23 protein-coding genes are annotated in these 26,018 nt (G+C 38.2%); 15 read left to right on the top strand and 8 right to left on the bottom strand.

Annotation, left to right across the window (positions count from 1 at the left end):
* Positions 1-86: 86 nt before the first annotated feature.
* The 3 genes from J2T03_RS16010 to J2T03_RS16000 all read left to right on the top strand — a co-directional run bounded on the left by J2T03_RS16010 (position 87) and on the right by J2T03_RS16000 (position 5,308).
* Positions 87-1,760 (top strand): glutamine--tRNA ligase/YqeY domain fusion protein, encoded by a 1,674-nt coding sequence (locus tag J2T03_RS16010; protein WP_307212561.1) that lies wholly within the window; start codon positions 87-89, stop codon positions 1,758-1,760.
* 286 nt (positions 1,761-2,046) lie between these two features.
* Positions 2,047-3,216, top strand: a complete 1,170-nt coding sequence (locus tag J2T03_RS16005; RefSeq protein ID WP_307221105.1) for an MFS transporter — start codon at positions 2,047-2,049, stop codon at positions 3,214-3,216.
* A gap of 61 nt (positions 3,217-3,277) precedes the next feature.
* On the top strand, positions 3,278-5,308 hold the full coding sequence (locus J2T03_RS16000) for a TonB-dependent receptor (RefSeq protein WP_307212557.1): 2,031 nt from the start codon (positions 3,278-3,280) through the stop codon (positions 5,306-5,308).
* Positions 5,309-5,373: 65 nt separating this feature from the next.
* Here the strand turns inward: J2T03_RS16000 and J2T03_RS15995 are convergent, their stop codons facing one another.
* A complete protein-coding gene (locus tag J2T03_RS15995; RefSeq protein ID WP_306843704.1) occupies positions 5,374-6,342 on the bottom strand; it encodes a YpdA family putative bacillithiol disulfide reductase in 969 nt (322 codons plus the stop codon).
* Positions 6,343-6,458: 116 nt separating this feature from the next.
* On the opposite strand from J2T03_RS15995, the gene J2T03_RS15990 reads away from it, so the two are divergent.
* Positions 6,459-7,103, top strand: a complete 645-nt coding sequence (locus J2T03_RS15990; RefSeq protein ID WP_307212552.1) for a hypothetical protein — start codon at positions 6,459-6,461, stop codon at positions 7,101-7,103.
* A 41-nt stretch (positions 7,104-7,144) separates the two neighbouring features.
* Here J2T03_RS15990 and J2T03_RS15985 read toward each other — a convergent pair whose 3' ends face one another.
* The 7 genes from J2T03_RS15985 to J2T03_RS15955 form a co-directional block, all read right to left on the bottom strand.
* A complete protein-coding gene (locus J2T03_RS15985) occupies positions 7,145-8,443 on the bottom strand; it encodes a glycosyl transferase family 1 (protein ID WP_307212550.1) in 1,299 nt (432 codons plus the stop codon).
* A gap of 26 nt (positions 8,444-8,469) precedes the next feature.
* A complete protein-coding gene (locus J2T03_RS15980) occupies positions 8,470-11,010 on the bottom strand; it encodes a YfhO family protein (protein ID WP_307212547.1) in 2,541 nt (846 codons plus the stop codon).
* Positions 11,011-11,041: 31 nt separating this feature from the next.
* Positions 11,042-11,269 (bottom strand): hypothetical protein, encoded by a 228-nt coding sequence (locus J2T03_RS15975; RefSeq protein ID WP_306843711.1) that lies wholly within the window; start codon positions 11,267-11,269, stop codon positions 11,042-11,044.
* 144 nt (positions 11,270-11,413) lie between these two features.
* Entirely contained in the window at positions 11,414-12,463 is a 1,050-nt protein-coding gene (locus tag J2T03_RS15970) for a DUF6263 family protein (RefSeq protein ID WP_306843712.1), read from the bottom strand.
* 98 nt (positions 12,464-12,561) lie between these two features.
* Positions 12,562-13,311, bottom strand: coding sequence for a 23S rRNA (guanosine(2251)-2'-O)-methyltransferase RlmB (rlmB, locus tag J2T03_RS15965; RefSeq protein ID WP_307212544.1), 750 nt, complete (start codon positions 13,309-13,311; stop codon positions 12,562-12,564).
* Positions 13,312-13,425: 114 nt separating this feature from the next.
* Entirely contained in the window at positions 13,426-13,899 is a 474-nt protein-coding gene (locus J2T03_RS15960; RefSeq protein WP_306843716.1) for a DinB family protein, read from the bottom strand.
* Positions 13,900-14,151: 252 nt separating this feature from the next.
* Positions 14,152-15,489 (bottom strand): peptide-N-glycosidase F-related protein, encoded by a 1,338-nt coding sequence (locus J2T03_RS15955; protein WP_306843718.1) that lies wholly within the window; start codon positions 15,487-15,489, stop codon positions 14,152-14,154.
* Between the two features lie 135 nt (positions 15,490-15,624).
* On the opposite strand from J2T03_RS15955, the gene J2T03_RS15950 reads away from it, so the two are divergent.
* The 11 genes from J2T03_RS15950 (at position 15,625) to J2T03_RS15900 (ending at position 25,980) form a co-directional block, all read left to right on the top strand.
* On the top strand, positions 15,625-16,920 hold the full coding sequence (locus J2T03_RS15950; protein ID WP_307212542.1) for a hypothetical protein: 1,296 nt from the start codon (positions 15,625-15,627) through the stop codon (positions 16,918-16,920).
* 288 nt (positions 16,921-17,208) lie between these two features.
* Positions 17,209-18,213, top strand: coding sequence for an AAA family ATPase (locus J2T03_RS15945; protein WP_073060603.1), 1,005 nt, complete (start codon positions 17,209-17,211; stop codon positions 18,211-18,213).
* Positions 18,213-18,671: a GNAT family N-acetyltransferase gene (locus tag J2T03_RS15940; protein WP_307212538.1), complete on the top strand. Its 459-nt coding sequence runs from the start codon at positions 18,213-18,215 to the stop codon at positions 18,669-18,671. Before J2T03_RS15945 ends, J2T03_RS15940 begins: the two co-directional genes overlap by 1 nt.
* A 75-nt stretch (positions 18,672-18,746) precedes the next feature.
* Positions 18,747-19,610 (top strand): DUF58 domain-containing protein, encoded by an 864-nt coding sequence (locus tag J2T03_RS15935; RefSeq protein WP_306843723.1) that lies wholly within the window; start codon positions 18,747-18,749, stop codon positions 19,608-19,610.
* A 44-nt stretch (positions 19,611-19,654) separates the two neighbouring features.
* Positions 19,655-20,551 carry a BatD family protein gene (locus J2T03_RS15930; protein ID WP_373425315.1) on the top strand — a complete coding sequence of 299 codons (897 nt, stop codon included), beginning with the start codon at positions 19,655-19,657 and terminating at the stop codon, positions 20,549-20,551.
* Positions 20,544-21,536: a VWA domain-containing protein gene (locus J2T03_RS15925; RefSeq protein WP_307212535.1), complete on the top strand. Its 993-nt coding sequence runs from the start codon at positions 20,544-20,546 to the stop codon at positions 21,534-21,536. The genes J2T03_RS15930 and J2T03_RS15925 overlap by 8 nt, the downstream gene beginning before the upstream one ends.
* Complete coding sequence (locus J2T03_RS15920; protein WP_307212532.1) at positions 21,536-22,543, top strand: vWA domain-containing protein; 1,008 nt, start codon at positions 21,536-21,538, stop codon at positions 22,541-22,543. The genes J2T03_RS15925 and J2T03_RS15920 overlap by 1 nt, the downstream gene beginning before the upstream one ends.
* 101 nt (positions 22,544-22,644) lie before the next feature.
* A complete protein-coding gene (locus tag J2T03_RS15915; protein WP_306843730.1) occupies positions 22,645-23,394 on the top strand; it encodes a tetratricopeptide repeat protein in 750 nt (249 codons plus the stop codon).
* On the top strand, positions 23,394-25,133 hold the full coding sequence (locus tag J2T03_RS15910) for a BatD family protein (RefSeq protein WP_307212530.1): 1,740 nt from the start codon (positions 23,394-23,396) through the stop codon (positions 25,131-25,133). The genes J2T03_RS15915 and J2T03_RS15910 overlap by 1 nt, the downstream gene beginning before the upstream one ends.
* Positions 25,134-25,177: 44 nt before the next feature.
* Positions 25,178-25,780, top strand: a complete 603-nt coding sequence (locus tag J2T03_RS15905) for a MarC family protein (protein ID WP_111960736.1) — start codon at positions 25,178-25,180, stop codon at positions 25,778-25,780.
* A gap of 5 nt (positions 25,781-25,785) precedes the next feature.
* Positions 25,786-25,980, top strand: coding sequence for a hypothetical protein (locus J2T03_RS15900; protein ID WP_306843734.1), 195 nt, complete (start codon positions 25,786-25,788; stop codon positions 25,978-25,980).
* The last annotated feature ends 38 nt before the right edge of the window (positions 25,981-26,018 follow it).

The raw sequence follows: 26,018 nt of genomic DNA, 5'->3' as shown, positions 1-26,018 counted from the left end.
TCAGCATTTAGATTATCATTTCCGTAAGCTCTAAATTTTCCGTAACTTTGCCAAACTTTTTTTGCATACAATAAAAGCTAATTTAAATGGAAGAAGAAAAAAAATCACTCAATTTTATTGAGCAAATTATTGAAGATGATATGGCAAACGGTCTGAAAAAAGAACAGATCCGTTTCCGTTTTCCTCCTGAGCCTAACGGTTACCTGCATATTGGTCATACGAAAGCCATCTGCATCAACTTTGGGCTGGGCGAAAAATACAACGCTCCCGTTAACCTTCGTTTCGACGATACGAACCCTGAGAAAGAAGAGCAGGAATTCGTGGATTCTATCAAAAAAGATGTTGAATGGTTAGGTTTCAAATGGGATAAAGAGCTGTATGCATCCGACTACTTCCAACAGCTTTATGAATGGGCCGTACAGATGATTAAAGACGGAAAAGCTTATGTAGATGAGCAGCCTTCCGAAGTGATCACGGAGCAGAGAAAGAATCCTGCAGAACCGGGAATAGAGTCGCCGTACAGAAACCGTCCGGTAGAAGAATCTCTTGATCTGTTCGAAAGAATGAAAAACGGAGAATTTGAGGAAGGTTCAATGTCTCTTCGTGCGCAGATCGATATGGTTTCCCCGAATATGAATTTACGTGATCCTGTGATGTACAGAATCCTGAAAAGACCTCATCACAGAACAGGGACGGCATGGAAGATCTATCCGATGTACGACTGGGCCCACGGTGAATCAGATTATCTGGAGCAAGTGTCGCACTCATTGTGTTCATTAGAATTTGAGAATCACAGACCGCTTTATAACTGGTATCTGGAGCAGGTATATGATGAATCTAAAATAGCGCCTAAGCAAAGAGAATTCGCAAGAATGAATGTCTCTTATATGATTACTTCCAAAAGAAAGCTTCAAAGGCTGGTTGCTGAAAAAGTAGTGACAGGTTGGGATGATCCAAGAATGCCTACCATATCCGGAATGAGAAGAAAAGGTTTCACACCGGCATCGATCAAAAATTTCATTGAAAAAGTAGGCGTTGCCAAAAGAGAAAACCTGATCGAGATCCAATTGCTTGATTTCTGTGTGCGTGAAGATCTGAATAAAGTGGCAAAACGTGTGATGGCAGTCGTAGATCCGGTTAAGTTAGTTATTGAAAATTATCCTGAAGGTAAGGAAGAATGGCTTGAAACTGAAAATAATCCTGAACAGGAAAATGCAGGGACAAGAGAAGTTCCCTTTTCCAGAGAATTATACATCGAAAGAGAAGACTTTAAGGAAGAGGCTAATAATAAGTTCTTCAGGCTGAAATTAGGCGGGGAAGTTCGTTTAAAATCAGCCTACATCATCAAAGCGGAAAGAGTAGAGAAGGATGAAAACGGTGAGATCACTACGATCTATGCAACCTATGATGAAAAGAGCAAATCCGGAAGCGGAACCGAAGAAAGCTTAAGAAAAGTAAAAGGTACTCTTCACTGGGTATCTGCTACTCATGCAATCCCGGTAGATGTAAGAATCTATGATAAACTCTTTACTGTAGAGCAGCCTGATGCAGAGAAGGATGTAGATTTCCTGAACTTCATCAATCCTGAATCTGTAACAACCATTAAAGGATTTGCCGAGCCAAGCTTAAAAGATGTTGCTGTAGGAGAGCCGCTTCAGTTCCAGAGAATCGGGTATTTTACAAAAGATAAGGATTCTACGGATTCTAATTTGGTATTTAACCGTACGGTAACATTGAAAGATTCATTCAAACCGGAATAATATTAGAATAATTAAAAGTATAAAGCAGGACTTGTTGAAGGTCCTGCTTTTTTGTTTTCATTGTTTACAATTGAACAATAAAGATCATTTTTCTATTAATTCCCATTCATGTGTTATACCCTCTATCAATATAATTGATAAAAAAAAGTGCCTTTTAAAAGGCATTCTTGGACAATTTGCCTATTTTTGCACCTTCACTCGAGTTTCTTCCCCATAAAATAATAATATTTTGAAATTAATTAGCGTATATACGGGTTCTTTCAAAGGACTCTCAGAAGAAAGCTGGATGCTGGCGCTGGTCATGCTCATCAATCGTGCAGGTTCTATGGTGCTTCCTTTTTTGGGAGTATATATGACGGGGCATCTTCATTTCAGTATTGAAAACTCAGGGATTATTCTCAGCTTTTTCGGAATAGGTTCCGTATTGGGATCATGGCTGGGAGGGCTAATTACCGATAAAATTGGTGAATACCGCGTTCAGAGCCTGAGCCTGCTTCTGAGCGTACCTTTATTTTGCCTTATTCCGCTTTTTAAAACAGAAGTGGGGCTGGCCGCTATTATTCTTATCCAGAGTATCGTGAGCGAGACTTTCCGTCCTGCCAACTCAGTAGCCATTACAAAATATGCTAAACCTGAAAATATCACCAGGGCTTTTTCGCTTAACCGGATGGCTGTAAACCTGGGGTTTTCCATTGGGCCTGCATTGGGAGGAATATTATCTGCTATTTCTTATGAATTTTTATTTTTCAGTAATGCCCTGGCCGCACTGCTGGCAGGATTGATGTATATCCGCTTCTTCGGAAAACGGAATAAGCTGGCCTCACTGAAGCCGAAAAAAGTAAAAGAAGCTATTGCCGTTAGAAAAGAAAACTCTCCATACCGCGACGGAAAATTCCTGCTTTACAGTTTCTTTTGTATGCTGTTTGCCATCTGTTTTTTCCAGTTATTCAGCACACTTACTATTTTTTATAAGGATACTGCGCATCTAAGCCAGCAGAGTATCGGTTATATTCTCGGCTATAGCGGTTTCCTGATTGTACTTCTGGAGATGGGCTTTGTACAGATCGCGGAAAAATATTTCAACCTGGCCTTTACTTTGTTCATCGGAACTGTATTATGTGGGGTTTCTTATGTAATGCTGGTCTTTGATCATTCCATTCTTACACTTGTTGTTTCCATGACATTGCTGTGCATTGGCGAGATTTGGACACTTCCGTTTATGTCTACAATAACGGCCCTGCGTTCAGGCAAAAACAATAAAGGCGCTTATATGGGAATGAACGGAATATCCGTTGCGCTTGCTTTTATCATTACTCCATATGTAGGAACCATGACTGCAGACAAACTAGGCTTCAATATCCTGTGGATAGGAACGGGAGTATTGGCTGTGGGCATTGCTGTCGGGTTTTATTTTGTGATTCCCTGGATGCTTAAAAAAAGGGAAATTAATAGCTAAAGACCACGTGTTTTTTATATTATACATAAAGATACAGTAAAACTTTTTTAGCTTTGTGCTGATGACGAGATTATTAGCATTCTTTTTTATTCTCACTGTGTCGTTTTTCTTTTCACAGAAAAAGGATACTGCTGTTCTGATATCTGAGGTGAAAATTGATGTCTATAAGAAACCGGTTCCCTTTATGGCCTCTACAAAATCCGTTGCTGTTGTTTCTGAAAATCTTCTGGAGCAGAATCCTCCGGAAAGACTTTTGGAAGCTGTCAATCAAATTGCGGGAGCCAGAATGGAAGAGCGCTCTCCGGCCAGCTACAGGATATCAATCCGTGGAAGCACACTGAGGTCTCCTTTTGGCGTACGGAATATCAAAGTCTATCTGGATGATTTCATTTTGTCGGATGCTTCCGGGAATACCTATTTTAATATCATATCCCCGAAACTTATCGAAAGGATGGAGATCTATAAAGGCCCGGAAAGTGGAGATTACGGTGCCGTAACCGGTGGAACAGTACTTTTGCAGACCAGAAAATCAGATCATTTATCTGCCGGAATTTCTATAGGAAGTTACGGAACCTTCGAACAGAATTTTAATGTTGCCGGTCAGAAAGGAAAACATTTTTTTGAGCTTTTCCAGAATTATTACCAGACAGATTCTTACCGTGAGCAGTCGGCCGTAAAGAGGCAGCAGATCTATCTTAAAGATCATTTTAAATATGCTTCCGGGGCTTCATTGAATGCTGTACTATTATTTTCTGATCTGGATTATGAAACTCCGGGCGGACTTACCCTGCAACAGATGGAATCTGACAGAAAGCAGGCAAGGCCAGCTGCTGGTGGGCTTTTAGGCGCAAAGGAACAGAATGCAGGAATCCGCAATAAAATGGTTTTAGCAGGAATTTCACATGAAACTGCTATTAACCCAAATTTTTCACACTTTATTTTAGTACAGGGTTCCTATGTGGATTTTAAAAATCCTTTCATCACGAATTTTGAAAAAAGATTTGAAAGGAATTTCGCCTTGAGGACCCATTTTAATTATGAAAAAAGCTGGAACAATATATCCTTAGCGTTGAGGTTAGGATTTGAGGGTGGAAATCAAAATATTCTGGTTAAGAATTATAACAATAATAAAGGAATACCTGGTGATCCTCAGAATTTTGATCAGTTAAAAAATAATTCCGGCTTTTATTTTCTATCACAAAAACTGAATTTTAATGAAAAGCTTTTTACCGATATTTCGATAAGCTTAAATTCAAATTCCTACGAATGGGAGAGGATGTATCCGGTTTCTGGGAAGGATAAAGTGAAATTTAAAGAACAGTGGCTTCCGAACATTGGAATTACTTATCTGCTGGGAAAGGGATTTTCTATAAGAGGAAAAATAGGAAAAGGAAATTCTGCTCCTACAAGTGAAGAAATCCGGTCGTCCAACCAGGAGTTTAATGTTAATCTTGTTCCTGAATACGGCTGGAATAAAGAGATCGGCCTCAGAAAGCAGTTTGGAAATAGTATTTTTATTGAAGGAAGTTATTTTGATTTCAGAATGAAAGATGCTATCGTACGAAGGCAAAATGAAAGCGGACAGGAATATTTTACCAATCAGGGGAATATCACGCAGAAAGGGATAGAAATTCTTTTAGAGTCTAAAAATTTTAATCTTAAAAATGAAATATTCAGCAGCTTTAAGTTTAGGTTTTCCGGAAGCTTTTATGATTTTAAATTCAGAAACTACAAACAGCTGGACAATGATTTTTCAGGAAATAAGGTTACAGGAGTACCGGACACAACGGTAAACAGTTTATTCAATTTTGTTTTTTTTAAAAAGCTTACTGTAGACTATTCTCATTATTATATTTCAAAAATGCCTCTGAATGACGGCAATTCTGTCTGGTCAAAATCTAGCCTGGTAGGAAATGTCCGGTTAGGATTTCCAATACAGATTGATGGGGCAAAACTAAATGTATATCTGCAGATTCAGAACCTTTACAATACAAATTACGTTGCCGGTTTTGATATCAATGCCTTTGGAAGCCGTTTCTATAATCCTGCGGCAAAAAGGAACTTTATCTTTGGAGCCAATGTTGAATTTTAGCAGATTATAATTCCATCAGAATTTACAAATTTCAATTCAAATCTATACATCTGCAAAAGGCATCATTAATATTGCTTGGAAAGTATATTTTGAACAATCATCTGTGCATGAATACGTGAATTTTCAATAAACCAGAGATGGGTATCCTTTCCTCCGCATACAACGCCGGCCAGATACAGATTCGGGACATTGGTCTCCATGGTTTCCGGGGCGTACATTGGATTCAGGCAGTCACCCTGTAGTTCCAGTCCGGAGTTCTTTAAGAACTCAAAATCGGGAAGATAACCGGTCATGGCAAGAACAAAATCATTTTCAATTTCGTTGACCTGCCCGTTTTTATCTTTAAAAATAACAGAATTCTCGGTAATTTCCATTATTTCTGAGTTAAAATGAGCTTTGATACTTCCTTCTGCAATCCTGTTTTCAATGTCAGGTTTTACCCAGTATTTTACACTTTTGGAAATTTCGGAATGACGGATGATCATGGTTACATCGGCTCCTTTCCGGTAGGTTTCCAGGGCAGCATCTACTGCGGAATTACTTGACCCTACTACAACCACTTTCTGCTTTGCATAAGGATATGGTTCTGTATAGTAATGCTTTACTTTTGGTAGGTTCTCTCCGGGAATATTCATCAGGTTCGGGATATCATAAAATCCGGTGGAAATAATGACGTTCTTCGCTTTATAAGCTGTTTTTGAGGTTTCAATATCAAAGACATCTCCGGTTTTAGAAACTTTCAGAACTTTTTCATAGAGATTAATGTTGATTTCCTTTTGTCTTGCAATCCCCTGATAATATTCCAGAGCTTCCTGTCTGCCGGGCTTTGGAGCTGTTGAAATAAATGGGATACCGTCTATCTCCAGTTTTTCTGCCGTGGAGAAGAAACGCATATATAAAGGATAATGGTATAATGAATTGACAATAGTCCCTTTTTCTATGATCAGGTAAGTCAGATTGTTTTTCCGGGCTTCAAGAGCACAGTTGAGGCCTATAGGTCCGCCCCCGATAATAAGGATATCTAAAATTTCCATAAAACAAATTTACTTAAAACCACTATATTAAACAGAAAATTGACAACAGAACTTATCTATCATAAGTATTGTATTGGCACCAGTTTTGGTATTTTTATGAATTAAAAATTGAAAAGATGAAAAACTTCATTATTCCAGTATTGTCATTAACCTTGTTAGCAGGTTGTAAGAAGAATCCAGAAAAGCCTATTCCCAATGTGATAGATTCTATGGCTCAGGCCAGAGAAAAGAATATTGAGACGGCAATACAACAAAAGAAAACGGATGAGGTAGCTGTAAAGGCAGCTAACGATGGGATTCTGCAGGCTTTAAAAAGTAAAGATTATAAAACTTTTGCATCATTTATTCATCCGGAGAAAGGAGTCTCCTTCTCAATGTATGGATTTGTTAGTCCAAAAGAAGACAAGCATTTTTCTAAAGAGGACTTTGTGAAATTTCAGCCGACAAAGACGGTGTTTACCTGGGGTGCTCAGGATGGCTCAGGAGATCCGTACAAAGCAACCATCAATGATTATTTTGCAAAATGGGTTTTCTCCAAAGATTTTACCACTGCACAGTATTCATTAAATAAATTCCTGGGTGGCGGAAACTCACTTAATAATTTAAAAGAAATATATCCCGGTAAAGACTTTACTGAGAACTATATAAAAGGTACTGAAAAGAATGGCGAAATGGATTGGAAGACCATCCGTCTTGTTTTTGAAGAATTCCAGGGAAAACAATATCTGATAGCTGTTGTCAATGACCAATGGACGATTTAATAACCACGGCCAAGGCAACTGGACGAGGATATAAAGTAAGCTTAACTTAAAATTTCAGCAAGCTTTTTAGTTAGGTTTTTTCTTGAGAACTGTTCAATATCCTGAGTGTTTTCAAGAAGATTTCCCTTTTTCCAGATTTCATATTTCTCAAGGATAAAATCTTTGACGGTTTTAGAATCTTCATAACCAAAATGTTTTCCTGCGCCAGTTTTCGTAAGTATCTTTGAAACGTCTGCTGCGTCAGGGCCGAAAGAAATAATCTGTTTTCCAGTTGCCAGATATTCAAATATTTTCCCGGGGATAATTCCTCTGGAAGATTCATTTGGGAAATTGGTGATCAATAACAGATTTGAATTGGCCATCTCTTCAACAGCTCTGTCATGGGAAATATAACCAAGGTTCAGGATATGATTTTTAAGGTTTGAGCTTTCAATAGATTGAAGGATTTTATCATCAACTCTTCCTGCAAATTTCAAAGTGAAGTTATCTGCAAACTCTTGATTTTCTTTCACTAGCTCATCAAGAACCTTCCAGAGGTTTTCAGGATTTCTCAACTGCTCAAGAACTCCGATATAGCTTAAAGTAAAGGTTTTTTGTTTCTTTTCATCCGCTACATCGGTTGGGACAGAAGCGTCACTTTCATCAAATCCATTTGTAATACATACTGCATTGGCTCCTGATTTCCTGAAATTTTCAGCATCGGTATAGCTTGTTGCCAATGTTATATCAGCTGTTTTAAAAACAGTACTTTCAAGCTGACGGTGTTTTCTGTCGGAACCTTTGGTGAGCTTTAAATGTTTGTAATAAGATATTTCTGTCCATGGATCACGGAAATCTGCAATCCATTTCAGGGTAGGGAATTTCTTTTTCAGTCCCAGGCCGATCATATGAAGAGAGTGGGGCGGTCCGGAAGTGACCACAACATCTATTTTATTTTCTTTTAAATACTGTTCTAAGAATTTTACAGAGGGTTTTACCCAAAATACTCTTGCATCCGGAATAAAGAAATTTCCTCTCACCCAAATAGAAAGCTTGGATTTCCAGCTCTGGTTTTTGCCGACATCAAATTGCCCGGCTTTGAATTTTTTATTGCTTTTATTCAGTTTTTCGGCCAGCTGATAAGGCTCCCAGATTTTGGTTTTTATGATCTCCAGATTTTGAGGGATATCCTTCAGAAGACTTTCATCGAGAAGGGGATAACTTGGGTTTTCCGGAGTATAGATCACGGGATTCCAGCCGAATTCGGGCAGATATTTTGCAAACTTCAGCCATCTTTGAACACCAGGACCTCCCGCAGGAGGCCAGTAATAGGTGATGATTAGTATTTTTTTTTGTTCCATTAACCTTGAACAATAAACTTTAAACGTTAAACAGTTTTTTCAACAAGCTGTTCTTTTTTCTTATTTTTATTCATCCAGAAGATCCCGAATGCACTCAGTGCGATAAACAGTCCGAAGCATAAAAGTGACAGCCATTTACCTTTTTCAATCACTTCAGGTTCAAAGACCATTCTGATGTTGTGAGTTCCTGCAGGAACGTGTACCGCACGTAAAAGATAATCTGCCTTGATATAAGGAACTTCTTTTTCGTCCACAAACATTTTCCAGCCATGAGGATAATAGATCTCAGAAAATACAGCCAGCTGAGGTGTTTTAGACTGAGATTTGAATTCCAGTTCGTTCGGCTGATACTTCGTTAAATTGATAAACGCAGCAGAATCTGCCTGAACCGTTTTACCCGTAAAATATGATTTGTCTGACGATGAAATGACGGCTGTTTTCTTACTGTCGATGACCCCGATAGATTTGATTTCTTCATCCGGTGTGTTCACAAATTTAAGATTGCTTACAAACCATGCATTTCCGTTGGCTTTAGGATTCGGCATTGCCTGAGGATTTTCCGGACCTCCCATTACCCAGTATTTTGCGTTCAGAAGATTCAGGATATTCGGTACTTTCACAGAGTCCATGATCTGGAAATATTCATTAATCACATCATCATATCTTCTCAGCTTTACGGCATGGTAACCCCCGATTGAAGATTTGAAATATGATGTATTCGTTTCGCTGAATGTTCCTAAAATATTATTGAAAACCCTGTAATGTGTTTTGTCTCTTTCAGCAATAGTTTCAAGCGTTTTATTAACGTTGACATTCGCCAGAATAGATTCTAAATTCGGATTTCCCTGAACTTTTTCCGCCAGAAGATCTGAACTCTCTGTCTGGAAAGGATTTTCAGCGAATACTTTGTCTACATAATTTTCATCATTCAGATAACGCCTGTTTACCGTCCAGAGATCAAATAAACTTACAGCTCCAATGATGATCAAAGCAATATTTTGGCTCAGTTTCTTTTTCATGGTCATGAAAAGGACTGTGGCCGTTATAGCTACATAGATCAATGCTTTTATGGCATCAACTCTGAACAGTTTAAATCTTTCATCAGCCAGATAGTCTAGCAGGAAAGGCGGAAAATATGTTTTTTCTCCATCCGTATAAAAACCAAGCAGTGATTTTCCAAAAATCAGAAGAATCAGAAGCAGTCCCAAAGTTCCGCCACTTATGTAGGTAAGGATTTTCTTTTTATATTCCTCTGTCAGTTTTTCGTCTGTAAAGAACCTGTAGATGCCAATAATAGCAATTAAAGGAAATAATAATTCTACAACTACTAATATAGACGATGGTGCTCTGAATTTGCTGTAAAAAGGAACGTAGTCGATAAAGAAATCAGACAACGGCATAAAATTGCTTCCCCACGCCAGCAAAACGGTCAGAATGGAAGCTCCAAGGATCCAATAGCGGTATTTTTTCCATGCAAAGAAGAATCCCAATAAGGCGAGGAAACATACTACAGCTCCCTGATAGGCAGGACCGGAAGTTCCTGGCTGGTCTCCCCAATAGGTAACACCGCTGAAGCCTTTCGAAATTCTGTCCATTTCAGCCTGTGATCCTACATTTTCCTGGATAAGCTCCTGAACCCTGTTCATCATTTCTTTAGCTTCCGGCTCCTGGCTTCCGCCACCCATTAGCCTTGGTATGAAAAGATTCAGGGTTTCCAGTTTTCCGTAGCTCCACATCAGGATGCTGGTTTTATCCAGTCCTGATTGTCCTGAAGTATGGCTTTCATTTGTCAGGATCTGTTTCCCACGTACGGTTTCTTTGATGTATTCGGAATTGGCCATGATTCTTTGGGAGTTCATTCCAACACCAATGGCGCATGAAGCGGCAATAATTCCTGATGAAATCAAAAAATGTTTCATTGGAGTCTTTTTCTGAATGGCTCTTACCAATTCGGACAGGAATAAAAATCCTAATGCCAGAAACAGGTAGTACGTCATCTGTGGGTGGTTGGCTGCAATCTGAAGGCCCATAAACAGGGTCGTGGTAATAAATCCCCAGATGTAGCTTTTCCTGATGTAAACCAATATAATTCCGGCAAGAAGCGGTGCGAAATACTCGATGGTATTTACTTTACCGTTGTGTCCTGCTGCTATAATAATGTAAAAATAGGTGGACAATCCGAAGAAAGTGGCGCCCAGTAAAGCGTATTTCCAGTTTCTGACGGCTACCATTCCAAGGAAGAAAAATCCTGCAAAAAGGAGGAAGAGATAATTGACCGGTCTTGGAAGGAAGTTCAGGTTGCTGTCGATCTTTTTGATGATATCACCTTTGAACTGGCTTCCCATCTGGTAGGTCGGCATTCCACCAAACATGGAGTCGCTCCAGTAGGTTTCATTTCCGGTATCGGCTCTGTAGTCCAGAAGTTCTTTTGCACCTCCTCTGTACTGTACGATGTCGTGCTGAAAAAGCTGTTTTCCTGAAAAAACAGGAGTGGAGTATAAAAATGCTAAAACTATAAATACAACTAATGAAATTGCAATATAAATTAAGTTTTTATTTTTAGCCATACGGGTTATTATCTTTTATTTCTTTGGAATTTTACCTTTTGTCTTTAGTTTCTTTTATCTCTTCATAGTCAACTGTTTCTGCATCCCAGTTGAGGTTCTGTTTATTCTTATTCGAGCTGTTTGAATCCTGCTGCCTGTTATTATTTTTATTGTTATCAAATCTGTAACTGTAAAAAGTCTTGAAGAATACCCTTTTCAGAATATTCCAGACAAAGAAAATAATGATGGCAGAGAGAACTAACTCAAGAATGTACTTCATAATTTCTAATTTAAATTCAAAGTTTATGATTTAAAGTTCAAAGTTTGAAGTTCAAGGTTTATAAAATTGTACTGAAAGTTATGATCAACAATAAAAAACACTCTCACCATCAAACACTTTGATTCTAAAACGTCTTTAATTCAATTATTTTGCAGAAGGATTTACCATTACAGAAGATTTGGACGTACTTTTCATAGACTGTGATTGTTTTCCGTCTGAAATAGTCTCAACCTGCGTTGTTTTTACATCAATATTCTGATTGGTGATCCATCCTGTACTTTGGTCAAACTTAATGGTTCCGTTCTGGGCAAGCTCACTGCTAAGACTGTGTGTAATGGGTCCCTGCGTTTTCTTTTCAGTCTTTTTAGGAATTCCTCCCGTTACAGAGATTTCTGCAGTTCCGTTTCCTACACTTTTCAATATGTAGTTTGAAGTTACTTTAATGCTTCCGCTTGGATCTGCATTTTCAGAAGTGGTCCATTTTTCACCGATTTTCACTCCTTTTTTAGGAATAATCGTTAAGTTTTTATTCAGCTGGTCTTTCAGCACTTTTTCATTGAAAGTTTCTTTAAGGCTGGCTACAACGCTTGCTTTCTGATTGGCATCTTTGATCAGAGTTCCTACAGCAGCGGTAACTTTAGTATAAACAGCATCAAAACCTGTAATAGAAACTACATTTCCTTTAGTATCCATCTTCATATTAAGCTTATTTCCGGTCAATGCTTTATTGATATTCCAGATCATCTTCAGGTCATCTTCCTTCGGAATAGCCAGTTTGGTATCTACGATCACCGTTTTGCCCTGTGCACTCTGCGAATTTCTTTTAGCTACAAGATTAAGGGTCATATCATATACGTTACCTTTGATATCATTAATGGTGAAGCTCATTTCATCCGTAGATTCGCTGGTTGCTGTAATCGTTTTCCCCTGAGGATCTTCCATTGTTTTTACATCTCTCTGGTACGTAGTAAGAGGATAGGTTTTTCCTTTTTCCAGCTTAAACGTTTGGGTGAAAACTCCTGCAGAGTCTTTAATTGCTGGGTTTTCAGCCACTTTAGCCACAGAATCGGCAGGAACTTCTACTGTAACTGTTTTTCCTGTTTTAGGATCTACTTTAGTAATGGTTGCTGTTTCTTTTTTACAAGATACAAGAGCTATAGATGAGATTAGCATTAATGCTGCTACGTTTTTCATTTGATTTTTTTTAAGTTTAAATTTTACTGATATTTCCGTTCTGTGCATCAATAACGATACCACAAAACATCACGATAAAATACTTATGCCCTGACTGATTAAAGATTTGAGGCTGCTACAATTTTCTGTCTTACCGCTTCATACAAAATGGCTCCGCATGCTACAGAAACATTTAGCGACTGTGTTTTTCCCTCGATAGGAAGCTTTATTTTTTCGTCGGAATGATGCATTACCTCTTTAGAAATTCCTGTTTCCTCATTTCCCATTACAATGGCGCAGGGTTCTGTGAAATTCACATCATAAATAAGTTTCTGAGCCTTTTCAGTAGCTGCAAATACAGAAATACCGCTCTGCTGAAGGAAATCTACGGCATGCGCAAGATTCGGTTCCTTACAGATCTTGATATTATAAAGCGCTCCCGCCGATGTTTTGATGGCATCTGAATTAATGGGTGCTCCTCCTTTTTCAGGAATAATAATTGCATCTACCCCCACACATTCTGCTGTTCTGCAGATGGCTCCGAAGTTTCTCACGTCTGTGAGTCTGTCCAGGATCAGCAGGAAAGGCGTTTTTCCTTCTTCAAATAATTGTGGAACAATATTTTCCACTCTGTGAAACGGAACGTCTGAAATAAAAGCAACCACTCCCTGGTGGTTTTTTCTTGTAAAACGGTTCAGCTTTTCAATTGGAACATAGTTGGGACGAATTTTATTTTTGGCTAAAATCGTTTTCAGCTCAGCATAAATAGGACCTTGAAGTGCATTCTGCACAAAGATCTTGTCAATCGTTTTTCCCGCTTCAATTGCTTCAATCACGGGACGCAGCCCGAAAATAAAATCGTCTTTCATTGAAATTTATTATAAATTATATGGTGAATAGTCAATGGTGAATTTTACTTCATAAGTCAAATTTGGTATGGATAAAATTCACATTTGACCATTGACCTACGCAGTGAAGATTCACTATCTTCCGTTCTCTCCTAGTATTGCTCTTTTCTGTGCCATGGTATAGCCGTAATGAAGGCTTTCATGCATATTGTTGAAGATGATGGCATCCTGGATGCTTTTCAGGTCCATGCCGAAACTTGTTGTGTACGGTGTGTAGTCTGAAAAGAAGTCGCTGTCATAATCTTTCATCAAAATCTTTGAAGTTTCAGTGAGTAAAAACTCAAGGTCTTCCACTTCAGATTTTTGTACATTCAGGTTCGGAAGAGTTCCTTTTTTGTAGGTTTCTATCCAATATTTATCTATTCTGAAGGGATTTCCGCTCAGATAATAATGCAATAGCTGCTGAGTGGCAACCGTATGCGCAATATTCCAGTACATATTGTTGTTGAAACCATCAGGAATCAGCAGAAGATCTTCGTGGGAAGTGTTCTGCAGAATACTTAAAAGGTTCTTTCTCACTTGTCTGTGTGCTTGAAAATGATAATTCATTTTACAAAAATTTTTAATCACCAAAAATAGTTTAATAAACTGGAAGTGACAATTTTTTGGATAAGGGATTGAATTAAATGTTCTTAAATCCTGAAAAAAGATGTTAATTGTGATGTTCTTTTTGTCCATCATAAAAAACTCCTCTGAAAATTATTCATGAGGAGTTCTTTACTGTTTTTCAGATTCAAACAATCTGGATATGATTTTATCGTGATATTTGTTTTGGAAATGTCACATAGAATGAACTGCTTTTTATTTTTTCATGATCTTATGTTTGAATGTTGTTCCATCTTTCATGGTAATATTTAAAAAATAAACTCCGGGGCTGTAGCTGGAAACATTTATCCCGTTTTCTCCATGATTTTCAGCTAATTTTTTTCCGTCAATACTGTAAAGGCTTATCGAAGCTACCCCTGTCTTTGATCTTATATTAACGAAATCAGAAGTAGGATTAGGGTATATGCTGACATCTACAGTCTTGATATCCTTTACATCCAATGCGGTATTGCTTTTTCCCTGCATATAGACAGATAAATATACTTCTCCCTGCTGTTGGTTAAAAACAGCAGTTGGAATGGTGTGTTTCAGGGTGTGGCTTCCGGCAGTCATAGTAGGCATTGTAAAACCTCTGACAGGGACTGAGTTGCCCGGGCACCAGTTATTCCATGAAGTCCATTCTGCAAATGATTTCGGAGCGGAGCCATAGATCCCGTTACCCTGCGTATTATATACTCTGAACGGTTCACAGGAAATTCCTCCGGGAGTATAGGTAAGCATCTGTACATCATCTATAAAGGTATAGTTCTGTCTTCTTACGTATTCTTCACCACCGTTGTTGGCACCGTGAGGAGTGGATATTACATAGAAACGGGCATTAGCCACTGCATTTGGAAGATTGAAAGTGACGATTCTAACGGTTTCGCCTGTCACATCAGTGCTGTTGTAATTATTTAATCTGTTATACGTTAATATAGGAACAAGAGTATTATAGTCTGTGGGAGTAGCTCCGGCATCTGTTGAAAAGAAAGTAAGGGTTCCCGAAAAAACATCAATTCTGCCTGCACATCCCGCAACCTGTGTCTGCGCTGCATAAGGAACACCAAAAACGTCCAGCTCCATATACATATCATAAGAAGCACGTAATGCGGTATCATGAAATACGCTGTACAAATTACTTAAATCATAAGTGTAAGGAACCTCTGTAGGAGTACGATTTTTACTCATAAATGGAGTAATGTACCTGCTCACTTCAATTCTTTTTACATTGGCATCGTTGATAGTATAGGTCGGCTGGTTTTTGGGTATCATAGCTAAATAAACACTTCCCAGGCGGTCATAATTATCACAGAGAGCACCTATGGCCACTCTCATCGCAATTTTTGCCTTGAAGGAATTAAGTTCAGCATCTGTAAGTTTTCTTGCATATCTGGTATTTGAGAGTCTGATAAGACCAGCAGGTACCGGATCGGATACTGTGGCTGCGTAACCGTCATAATAAACTGCATCTGAAATTAAATTCATTCTGCTTGTGGTCTGCGATTGAAAAAGCCCTGCAAAAAGGATGCTTAGAAAAAATAGCTTTTGATACATATTGTCGGTGTTTACCACAAATATATTAAATATTCATTTAAAATATTATTATATTGTATTTAAAATTCACATTTGCTTGAAAAATTGAAATTTTATAATTAAATTAGCGCAATGTTCAATATTAATTAATCAATAATGAAAAAAATTTTACTTTTATCTTTGTTATCGATAGCTTTAATGCTTGATGCCCAAATACATTTAAACATTACAAGCCCAAATGTCGGAACGGCTCCTATAAGTAGTTTTTTTTCCTATTCTTATGTTCAGCAGATCTATCCTAAACAGGAATTAAATGCGGCTGCAGCAGGGAATATTACAGGTCTTACATTTTATGTAGATCCTTCGGCCAGTATTAATGATTCTTCAGACTGGACCGTTTATATTGGGCATACCACAAAAACAACATTCACGTCCGGAACAGACTGGATTCCTGCTTCACAGCTGACTCAGGTATTTGCAGGTAGTGTCACCAAAACTAATAATAAGGTAGAAGTTACTTTTACAACACCATTTGCCTATAATAACAGTGATAATTTAGTCATTGCCGCAAAGGAAAATTCTCAAAGTATTGATATTAATAATTTTGATGAAGCCTTTCGTGTTTATCAGCATATCCCGTATTCCACACTTTATTATAAAGGAGACCGTATGATCGTTGATCCTGCAACGCCACCCGGAGGAATAAGAGCGGATTATAAATCTGCAGTGACAATTTCGGGATTAACACCTAGTTCTACACCTGCGTGCCCTTTTGTTAATGATCCAGCCAATAATGCCCAGTTCATTTCTTTAACTCCGAATTTTAAATGGCTTCCTGTTTCCGGAGCTAATTCTTATAAAATTTCATTGGGAACAACTGCAGGAGGTACAGAAGTTATTAATCAGCAGGTAGTGACTGCTACAGATTTTTCTCCTTCCGCTCCTCTTAATCCGAATACTACTTATTATCTGAAAGTCACATCCGTTACTGGAAGCCTTACATCCTCCGGCTGTACAGATGTTGTTTTTACTACAGTTCCTCCTGTACCTGTTAATGATGCGTGTTCCGGAGCTTTGGCGGCATCTGCTTTTCCTTACACCTACACCCAGAGTGATGCTGTATCTGCTACTAACAATGGTGGGTTCATAACTGCATGTCCGGATGCGATGAACGATGGTACCTGGTTTAAATTTACCGGAGACGGAGGTCAGTTCACTGTTAAAACAACCATGCCTGCAGGTAGTGCTTACGATCCTCAAATGGATATATACAGCGGTGCGTGCAACAGTTTGGCGTGTGTAAGTGCAGTGGATAATGGTGGTGGCGGAGCTGCAGAAACCTATACCTTCACAACAACGGCAGGAACCGAATATTTTATAAATGTCGGAGCCTACGAAGAAGCAACCGATATGCCGGAAAAGGTTTTTACTATTACCATTACTAAACTTTAGCCTGTAAATAACATCCTGCAATGCTATAGATGATAATTAGGAGCTATCATGAGAATCAATATGTCTTTTACATAAAAAAGCAGCTGATCCAACAGGCTGTTTTAAAGGAAATTAATAGCTGTGGCTTCCTGCCTGGTAATAGATTCTATATGAAAAAAACTTTGATTCATTACCTGGATCCATTATAAATAAAGGAATATTTAACAAACTTTAACTCTAAAATGGCATTCATTATGTTGATTAATGCCAGTATTTATCAGAAATTTACCACCTATTTTAATTAAAGTTATGTCAGATACATATCAAGCTGAAGATATCCGCCAGTTGACGGAAAAAGTAAAAGAAAAAAATTACTTATTTTCCCTTCTGAGACAGGAAATCAATAAAGTGATTATTGGCCAGGAATATATGATAGACCGCCTTCTGGTAGGTCTTCTGGGGAATGGGCATGTCCTGTTGGAAGGAGTGCCGGGGCTGGCAAAAACTTTAGCGATTAAAACCCTGGCAGAAGCTGTTCATGGTGAATTTTCCAGGATACAATTCACGCCTGACCTGCTTCCGGCGGATGTGGTAGGAACCATGATCTTCAATATCAAAGACAATGACTTTTCGATAAAGAAAGGACCGGTTTTTGCCAATTTTGTACTGGCGGATGAGATCAACCGTGCGCCGGCAAAAGTACAGTCTGCATTGCTTGAAGTGATGCAGGAGAAGCAGGTAACGATTGGGGATGAAACCATGAAACTTCCGAAGCCGTTTTTGGTATTGGCAACTCAAAACCCGATCGATCAGGAAGGAACTTATCTGTTACCTGAAGCACAGAGCGACCGTTTTATGCTGAAATGTAAGATCGATTATCCTAATTTTGAAGATGAAAGAACGGTCATGAGAATGGTTTCCACCTCTCATCAGCCTGTCATCAAACCTGTGATATCACTGCAGGATATTGTAGACGCCAAAGAACTGATCAACCAGATCTATCTGGACGAAAAGATTGAAAAATATATTCTGGATATGGTTTTTGCAACCCGTTATCCGGAAAATTACGGACTTTCAGAACTTAAAAACTATATCGGATTCGGAGCTTCTCCCAGAGCATCCATTAACCTTGCCATTGCATCCAGAACTTATGCATTCCTGAAGGGAAGAGCTTTTGTAATTCCTGAAGATGTAAAAGCATTGGCTCAGGATGTATTAAGACATAGAATTGGTCTTACTTTCGAGGCGGAAGCAGAAGAAATTTCATCAGAAGAAATCATTAACAGGATTTTGGCAAAAATTCAGGCACCATAATGAGTGAAGTAGTTATCAGAAAAGCTGTTCAGGAAGATTGTGCTGCCATGCTGGAGCTGATCCGGGAACTGGCGGAATATGAAAAGGCACTTCATGAGGTGACTATAACTTTGGATGAGTTCACGGAAGACGGTTTCGGGAAATCTCCGGTTTGGGGGGCTTTTGTTGCAGAACTGAATAATAAAATTGTGGGAATTTCCCTGTATTATGACAGATTTTCAACCTGGAAGGGGAGAAGACTCTATCTCGAAGATCTGGTAGTGACTGAAAAAATGAGAGGAAGGCAGATCGGAAAACTTCTGTTCGATGCTACTTTGGAATATGGGAAATCAAACCAATACAGCGGAATGGTTTTTCAGGTATTGAACTGGAATGAACCCGCTATTAATTTTTATAAGAAATACAGTCCGAAATTTGATAATGAATGGCTGAATGTTTCGATAGAATTGAAGGATTAGAAGAAGAGAAGGTGGAAGCGGGGCACACAAACCCTGTAACCTGAATACCAAAACCTCGAAACCCGCAACGCATTTATGGAAATAAAAGATATTGTAAAAAAAGTAAAGCAGATAGAGATCCGTACCCGAAAGAAGACGGAAGCTTCGCTTATGGGACAGTATCACAGTGCTTTCAAAGGACAGGGGATGACTTTCTCTGAAGTCCGTCCGTACCAGTTCGGAGACGAGATCAGAAGGATCGACTGGAACAAAACAGCCCGTTTCCGCGAACCGTTTGTCAAGGTAATGGAAGAGGAAAGAGAACTAACCATGATGATCCTGGTAGATATTTCCGCTTCGATGGATTACGGAACCAAAGGTCAGCTGAAAAGGGAATATGTAGCAGAAATTGCTGCCAGCCTTGGGTTTTCAGCGGCAGGAAATAATGATAAAGTAGGATTGATCCTGTTTGCAGACAAAGTGTATAAAGTAATTCCGCCCCAGAAAGGCAGAAAACATATTCTTTCCATTATCAGTAATATTCTGACAGCAGATTATGTCCCGGCAGTATCAAATATTGATAAGGCAATGGAATATATGATGGGAATTTTCAAAAGAAAGTCTCTGGTTTTTCTGTTTTCAGACTTTGAAGATCCTTATGATTCCAAAATGCTTAGAGTAGCATCAAAAAAACATCAGTTGCTGGGTATGCGGATCTATGACGAAAAAGATAATGAAATTCCTGATGTGGGCTATGCTCTTCTGTATGATGCTGAAACAGGAAAAGAAGTCTGGGCCAATACTTCAAGTGCAAGATGGAGATATACGTTTGCTGAAGCCCAAAAGCAGAAAGTCCGTGCTCTGGAAGAAGATTTTGCCACCAGTTCAGCCAGTTTTATGAATATGAGCACTGGTGCTGATTATTCTAAAATGCTGTATAATTATTTTCAGAAGAAGTAAATATCAATAACAAAGGCTCCGGCCTCAACTATCATTATTTGAAATTGAAAAAAATATTATTCATACTTTCTTTTTTAATCTGTGGAAACGCTTTTTCGCAGATATTATCTTCCAATCTGGAAAAGAAAACGCTTGCCTTAGGCGAGGTCAACCGTTTGGTTATTAAGATAGACAATGTGCATGAGCTGCAGGTCGTTGCTGCCCCTAAGAATGAACTGCTGCCTTTCCATTTTGAAGAAATTAAAGACAGCATTGGGCAAAACCAGAATTCCTACGAAAGAAAAATTGAATTTTCAGTATATGAAGAAGGGAAATTTACCATTCCAGAGCTGGAATTTAATGTAGGAGGTAAGATTTTAAAGACCATTCCTTATGAAATAGATGTGGTGAATACCGCCCAAAAGGCAGACCAGATCAATGATATCATGAATAATAAGGAAGTAAAGCTTGAAACTAAAGATTACTGGGAGCTTTATAAATTTTATATTCTAGCGGCTTTGGCAGTTATCGCTTTGATTATTGCAATTATTATGTTTATCAAATGGGGCAGAAAATCAAAAAGTTCACCTGCTGTTGCCACCAACCAGACTTTAAAAGAGCTGGATTCCCTAAAAAAGAAAAAATATATTGAAGGAGGCGATTTCCGTGCGTTCTATGTTGAGCTGATAGATATATCCAGGAAATTCATTGCCAAACAATACCATCTCCCTGCAGATGTTCTTCTTACAGATGATCTTATTGATGTCATGAAAAAGAACAATACCATTTCCCAGGAAAATGAAAAAATAGTGGAAGATGTATTTTTAAGAGGAGACCTGGTGAAATTTGCCAAGACTTTCCCTGATCAGACCACCATGGAAAAAGATTTTGCAGATATCCGCGATTTTGTGAAGAGATCATCAAAAGATTTAGAATTTGAAAACTTAAGAAAGGATGCCTGATTTTGAATTTTACAGTCCGTGGTTCCTGCTGCTTTTTCTGCTGTTTATTCCCCTTTTTATTAAAGATGCGGGTGGAAAGCAGAAGAAGGGCATAAAAGTCCCTACAGTCCGGAATATGGATGGCAGTGGAGGAATCCGTGCTGTGCTTGTTCTGCTTAAACTTTCGAAATATATTATCCTTTCTGCGTTGATTATTGCTATGGCCCGACCGAGGACTTTTACGGTTTCCCAGGACAGAGATGATACCAAAGGGGTAGACATTATGCTCTCCATAGACGTTTCCCTGAGTATGTTGGCCAAAGACCTTAGTCCGGACCGTATTACTGCATTAAAAGATATTGCTGTAAAATTTGTCCAGAAACGTCCGAATGACAGGATAGGAGTGGTGGCTTATGCTGCAGAAGCATTTACAAAAGTACCTGTGACTTCTGACCATCAGGTGGTTATAGATGAAATTAAAAACCTTAATTCTGCAGGCCTCGAGCCGGGAACAGCCATCGGAGAAGGGCTCTCTGTGGCAGTAAACCATCTTATCAAAAGCAAAGCTAAAAGTAAGGTGGTCATTCTCATGACGGACGGAGTAAGCAATATCCAGAATGCAATTCCTCCACAGCTTGCTGCAGAGCTTGCCAAGAATAATAATATAAAAGTATACGCCATTGGGATAGGGACCAACGGTTTTGCCCTGATGCCTACCTCACAGGACATTTTCGGAGATCTGATCTTCACAGAAACAGAAGTTACAATTGATGAAAATACGCTGAGAGAAGTAGCTCAGACGACAAGCGGACGCTATTTCAGAGCGACCTCCAACAGCAGCCTGGAAGAAGTGTATGATGAGATCAATCAATTGGAGAAAACTGATATCAAGGTTGCCAAGCTGTACAACTATGATGAATATTTTAAAATTTTCCTTTGGATCGCATTGGGAATGCTATTTTTTGATGCATTGCTGCGATGGGTGTTATATAAATTTTTAAGCTGATGAATTGGTCTTTAGGAAATTACTGGTATTTATTTTTGCTGTTGCTTTTGCCGCTGCTTTCTTTCTTTTTGATCCGTTTTTTAAGATGGAAAAAGAAAAAAAGAGAGGTTTTTGCAGACATCAGGTTTCATGACGGTTTATTCGAAAAAAAATCTGGGTTTACAAAATTTTTTCCTGCTTTGTATCTTTTAGGAACACTTTTCCTCATATTTTCGATCATAGATTTATTGAACGGTTCTGAGGAAGTGAAAACCAATCAAAGGCTTAACAATATCATCTTTATGCTCGATGTTTCGAATTCCATGAATGCTGAAGATATTGATCCCAGTCGCCTTGCAGAAGCGAAAAACCTGATGCTGGCTACCATGCAGAAGATGAAGAATGATAAGATAGGGATTGTGATCTTTGCCGGTGAAGCAGTTTCTATTATGCCGCTTACTACAGATTACGGGACCGCTGAAACCTACATAAGTGCAGTAGAAACAAATTCTATGAAGATCCAAGGGACTGATTTCCTGAAAGGAATGCAGGCTGTAGCAGAAAAGTTTAAAAATGTCAGCAAAGGCTCACGAAAAGTCATTCTGCTGAGTGACGGTGAAGATAATGAAGGAAATGATAATGCAGCCATAAGATTGGCTAATAAAGAGGGGATTTCCATAACATCAGTAGGAATAGGGACGGATGAAGGGGCACCGGTTCCGGAATATGTTTTTGGACAGCTGATGGGCTATAAAACCGATATGGATGGTGGAACAGTGATCTCTAAGAGACAGACGGAAGCTCTTAAAAAGATGGCAGAATCTACAGGAGGCGATTACGTAGACGGAAATAATATCCATGAAGCTCCCGATAAGATCATTGATGCTGTGAATAAAAAATCCTCATCTGCACAGACTTTGGTGAAGTCCCAGAATGCCAATCACTATTATCAGTATTTTTTAATAGTTTCCATTTTCTTTTTCTTTTTAATTTATATCTTGAACCCGAAAAAAGATTTTAATATTTAGTTTTTATACTTTGTTTATCAATATTTTAAATAAGTACTTTAACCGAACTTTAACAAATAGAAGTCTGTTTATTAACATATAAAGGAATAATTTTGCAGGTAATGAATACTAAAATCATTTTTTTATCGTTTCTTATAGCTTTCTCACTCTCAAACGTACTGTTTGGGCAGGAAAACTATAGAACTTTAGTTTATGAAGGTAATCAGAAATTTAACGGTAAAGATTATGACGGAGCATCCTCAAAGTATATGGAAGCTGTAAAAGAAAATGAAAAAGATTTTACAGCCCATTATAATTTGGGAAATGCATTGTATAAAAGCAAAAAATATGAAGAGGCCAAAGCTGAATTTGACAAAGCTCAGAAGCTTTCTCAAACTCTGCCGGATAAAACGGCTGCTCTTCATAACTTGGGCAATACATACATGCAAATGAACCAACCGGAAAAAGCGGCTGACTATTATAAGCAGGCTCTGAAGCAGAATCCTTATAATGAAGCAACCCGGAAAAATTATGAAATTGCCAAGCTGAAAGAAAAAGAGAAACAGCAAAAGCAGAAAAACGAACAGAACAATTCAGGAAAAGGCGGAGGAGGAAATGATCAGAATAAAAATGATGATCAGAAAGGTGACCAAAAAGATCAAAAGCAGGATCAGGGCAATGGCCAGCAGAATGAAGGGCAAAGCGAGCAGGGAAATACTCCTAAGCAGAACCAGGATAATGAAGGAAAAATGCCCAAGAATCTTGAAAATGCGATATTAGATAAAGTCAACGAAAAAGAAAAAGAAACCGCCAGAAGAATCTTAAACAAGAATTCTTATTCGATGCCCCAAAGCAACGAAAAAGATTGGTGATGCAGCATAAACTGATTTACATATTATTCCTTTTTGCATCCGTAATTTCTTACGGACAGGTCAACTTGTTTATGGAATCTGATAAATCAGAATATAATGGAAAGGATATTGTAAATCTTACAATTGTTCTGGAACTTAATGGAATAGATCTTGAGCCGCAAACCCGTTTTCAGCTTCCTGACCTTTCCAAATTCAATATCATAGGAAGCGGATCAATGACGAATACATTAATTGATCCGGCTACCAATACACTTATTACCCAGAAAATATCCAGAATAGCTCTTGAGCCGAAAAAGAAAGGTAAAATCAAGATCGGTTCCGTACTGGTAACAGTCAATAATAAGATTTACAAAACAGAGCCTTTTGATGTCAATATAAAAGAGATTATTGAAAAAAGATCATTAGCCAGCAATCTTGCCAACGAAATCTATCTCAATATGGAGATAGAAGACCGTGAGGTTTATCAGGATCAGGCTACAGTAGCTGTGTTGAGGGTATATTCCAAAAACATGGATAACTTCAGAAAAGTGAAAGATGTTCGTCTCCCTCGTCAGGATAATCTTAATGTACATCCTGTAAACTTAAACAAATCGGAAATAGATCCTTCGGGTGCCGGAAATATGGCTTCCCAGGTTGTGGCTGTATTTATGGTATTTCCTAATGAATCAGGGTATGTAGATGTTCCATCGGTATCGGCATCGGTAAGCTCTTATTCGAATAAGAATAAAATTGTTTCCAATAAAGTAAAGCTTAATGTAAAAAAGCTTCCGGAGGGATCACCTGAATACTTTAAAAATGCAGTAGGTAATTTCAACGTGAATGTATATAATGCATCAAAGAATAAAATAGAGGTTGATAAACCGATCAATGTTATTGTTAAAGTTTCTGGGGAGGGAAATCTTCCGGATATGCACCTTCCTAAAATTATCTCATCTCCGGATTATGAGGTCTTCACTCCTAAAATTACATCCAAAGTGGCTCCAGGAATCACAGGAATGAAAGGTGAGATCTTGGCTAACTATGTTATCATTCCTAAAAAAGCGGGTGCCATTTCGATCCAGACCGAGCAGTTTGCATTCTTTGATCCGGCCAGTCACGAATATATCGACCTTGGGAAGAAAACGCTTGCCCTGAATGCATTTTCCCATGATCAGATTCTGGAATCCCGTACCACTGTTGAGAAGGTGAACGAATATACCAACACGCTTTTAGAAACGGTAAATACCCCTGTTCTGAAGACGACAACATTTAAAGTAAAGGAAAAAAGTAAATTCCACTGGAACATTCTTTTAACCAATATTTCCATTCTTATCGGGTTATTTATTATGTATCTGTTATTTAAGACATGGCAAAAAAAACGAACGTTAGTTAAAGAAACAGCATCCCCGAAACCGCTTGGTTCTGTGGCTGAAACAGAAAAACAGATCAGGGAAACACTGAAAACGGATATTAACGATTACTTCAGTTATCTTGAAAATCTTAAAGATAACGGAGATTATCAAAAGTTCTTTGATACTCTGGAAGAAATGGATATGGATGTCAGAAAACAGTATTTTCAGAGTTCTTCACAGGAATTCAGAGTATTCTTGGAAAGCTATAAAGGACTTTCTGTTGCAGAAGAGTACAGAAATCTGTTGCAGAGAATCCAAATGGAGAAATACTCACCTCTGAAATCATCAGAAGGGATAGAGGAACTTTTAAAAGCAGTTGTTAATTTGTATTCACGAATTAGCAAATAATCAATTTTTTTTCATATTTTTGCGAAATTTTTAATTACAAAGAGATGGAAATATTTAATGATTTTTCTATTAAAGAAATCGTTACCTGCTTTATGGTTCTTTTTGCTGTAATCGATATTATCGGCTCTGTTCCTATTGTCGTAAGCCTTCAGCAGAAGTTTGGACAGATCGAAGCTGGGAAAGCATCCATCACAGCCGGTGCCATTATGATTGTTTTTCTTTTCGTAGGAAATAAAATTCTTAAGCTGATCGGTGTAGATGTAAATTCCTTTGCTATTGCAGGAGCTTTTGTGATTTTTATCATAGCTCTTGAAATGATCTTAGGTATTGAGATTAACAAAACTACCGAAGCAAAGGCTGCATCCATTGTTCCTATTGCGTTTCCATTGGTTGCAGGGGCTGGAACACTTACAACAACCTTATCCCTTAGAGCTGAATTTCATGATATTAATATTATTTTGGGAATCATTCTCAATACAATTTTCGTATATTTGGTGCTGAAATCAGCGAAATGGCTGGAAAACAAAATGGGGGAGGCTACCCTGTCTATTCTTCAAAAGGTTTTCGGGATCATTCTTTTGGCTATTTCAATAAAATTATTTACCGCAAACTTTGCCCAATTGGTGCTGAACTATATTAATTTTTAAGAATCATGCAGAAGTTTTATAAAGTATTTCTAGTTGTGTTTATCGTTTTTATTGCCATCAATCTTTATGCATTGGACTGGCAGACGGACCTTTTATCAGAAGATAACCTGAAGTTTGTATTTTCAATCGCTTCAGCAGTGCTTGGTCTCATTTTGCTTTTCGTGCTGGATACATGGAGCAAAATCGGAGTGAAGAAATAATTAAAAGATTACATTATTCTATATAATAAAACCTCTTT

This window comes from Chryseobacterium lathyri (genome assembly GCF_030812195.1).
Taxonomy (GTDB): domain Bacteria; phylum Bacteroidota; class Bacteroidia; order Flavobacteriales; family Weeksellaceae; genus Chryseobacterium; species Chryseobacterium lathyri_A.
Note: the sequence above shows the minus strand (reverse complement) of the source record. Positions and strands in the feature narration are given on the sequence as shown.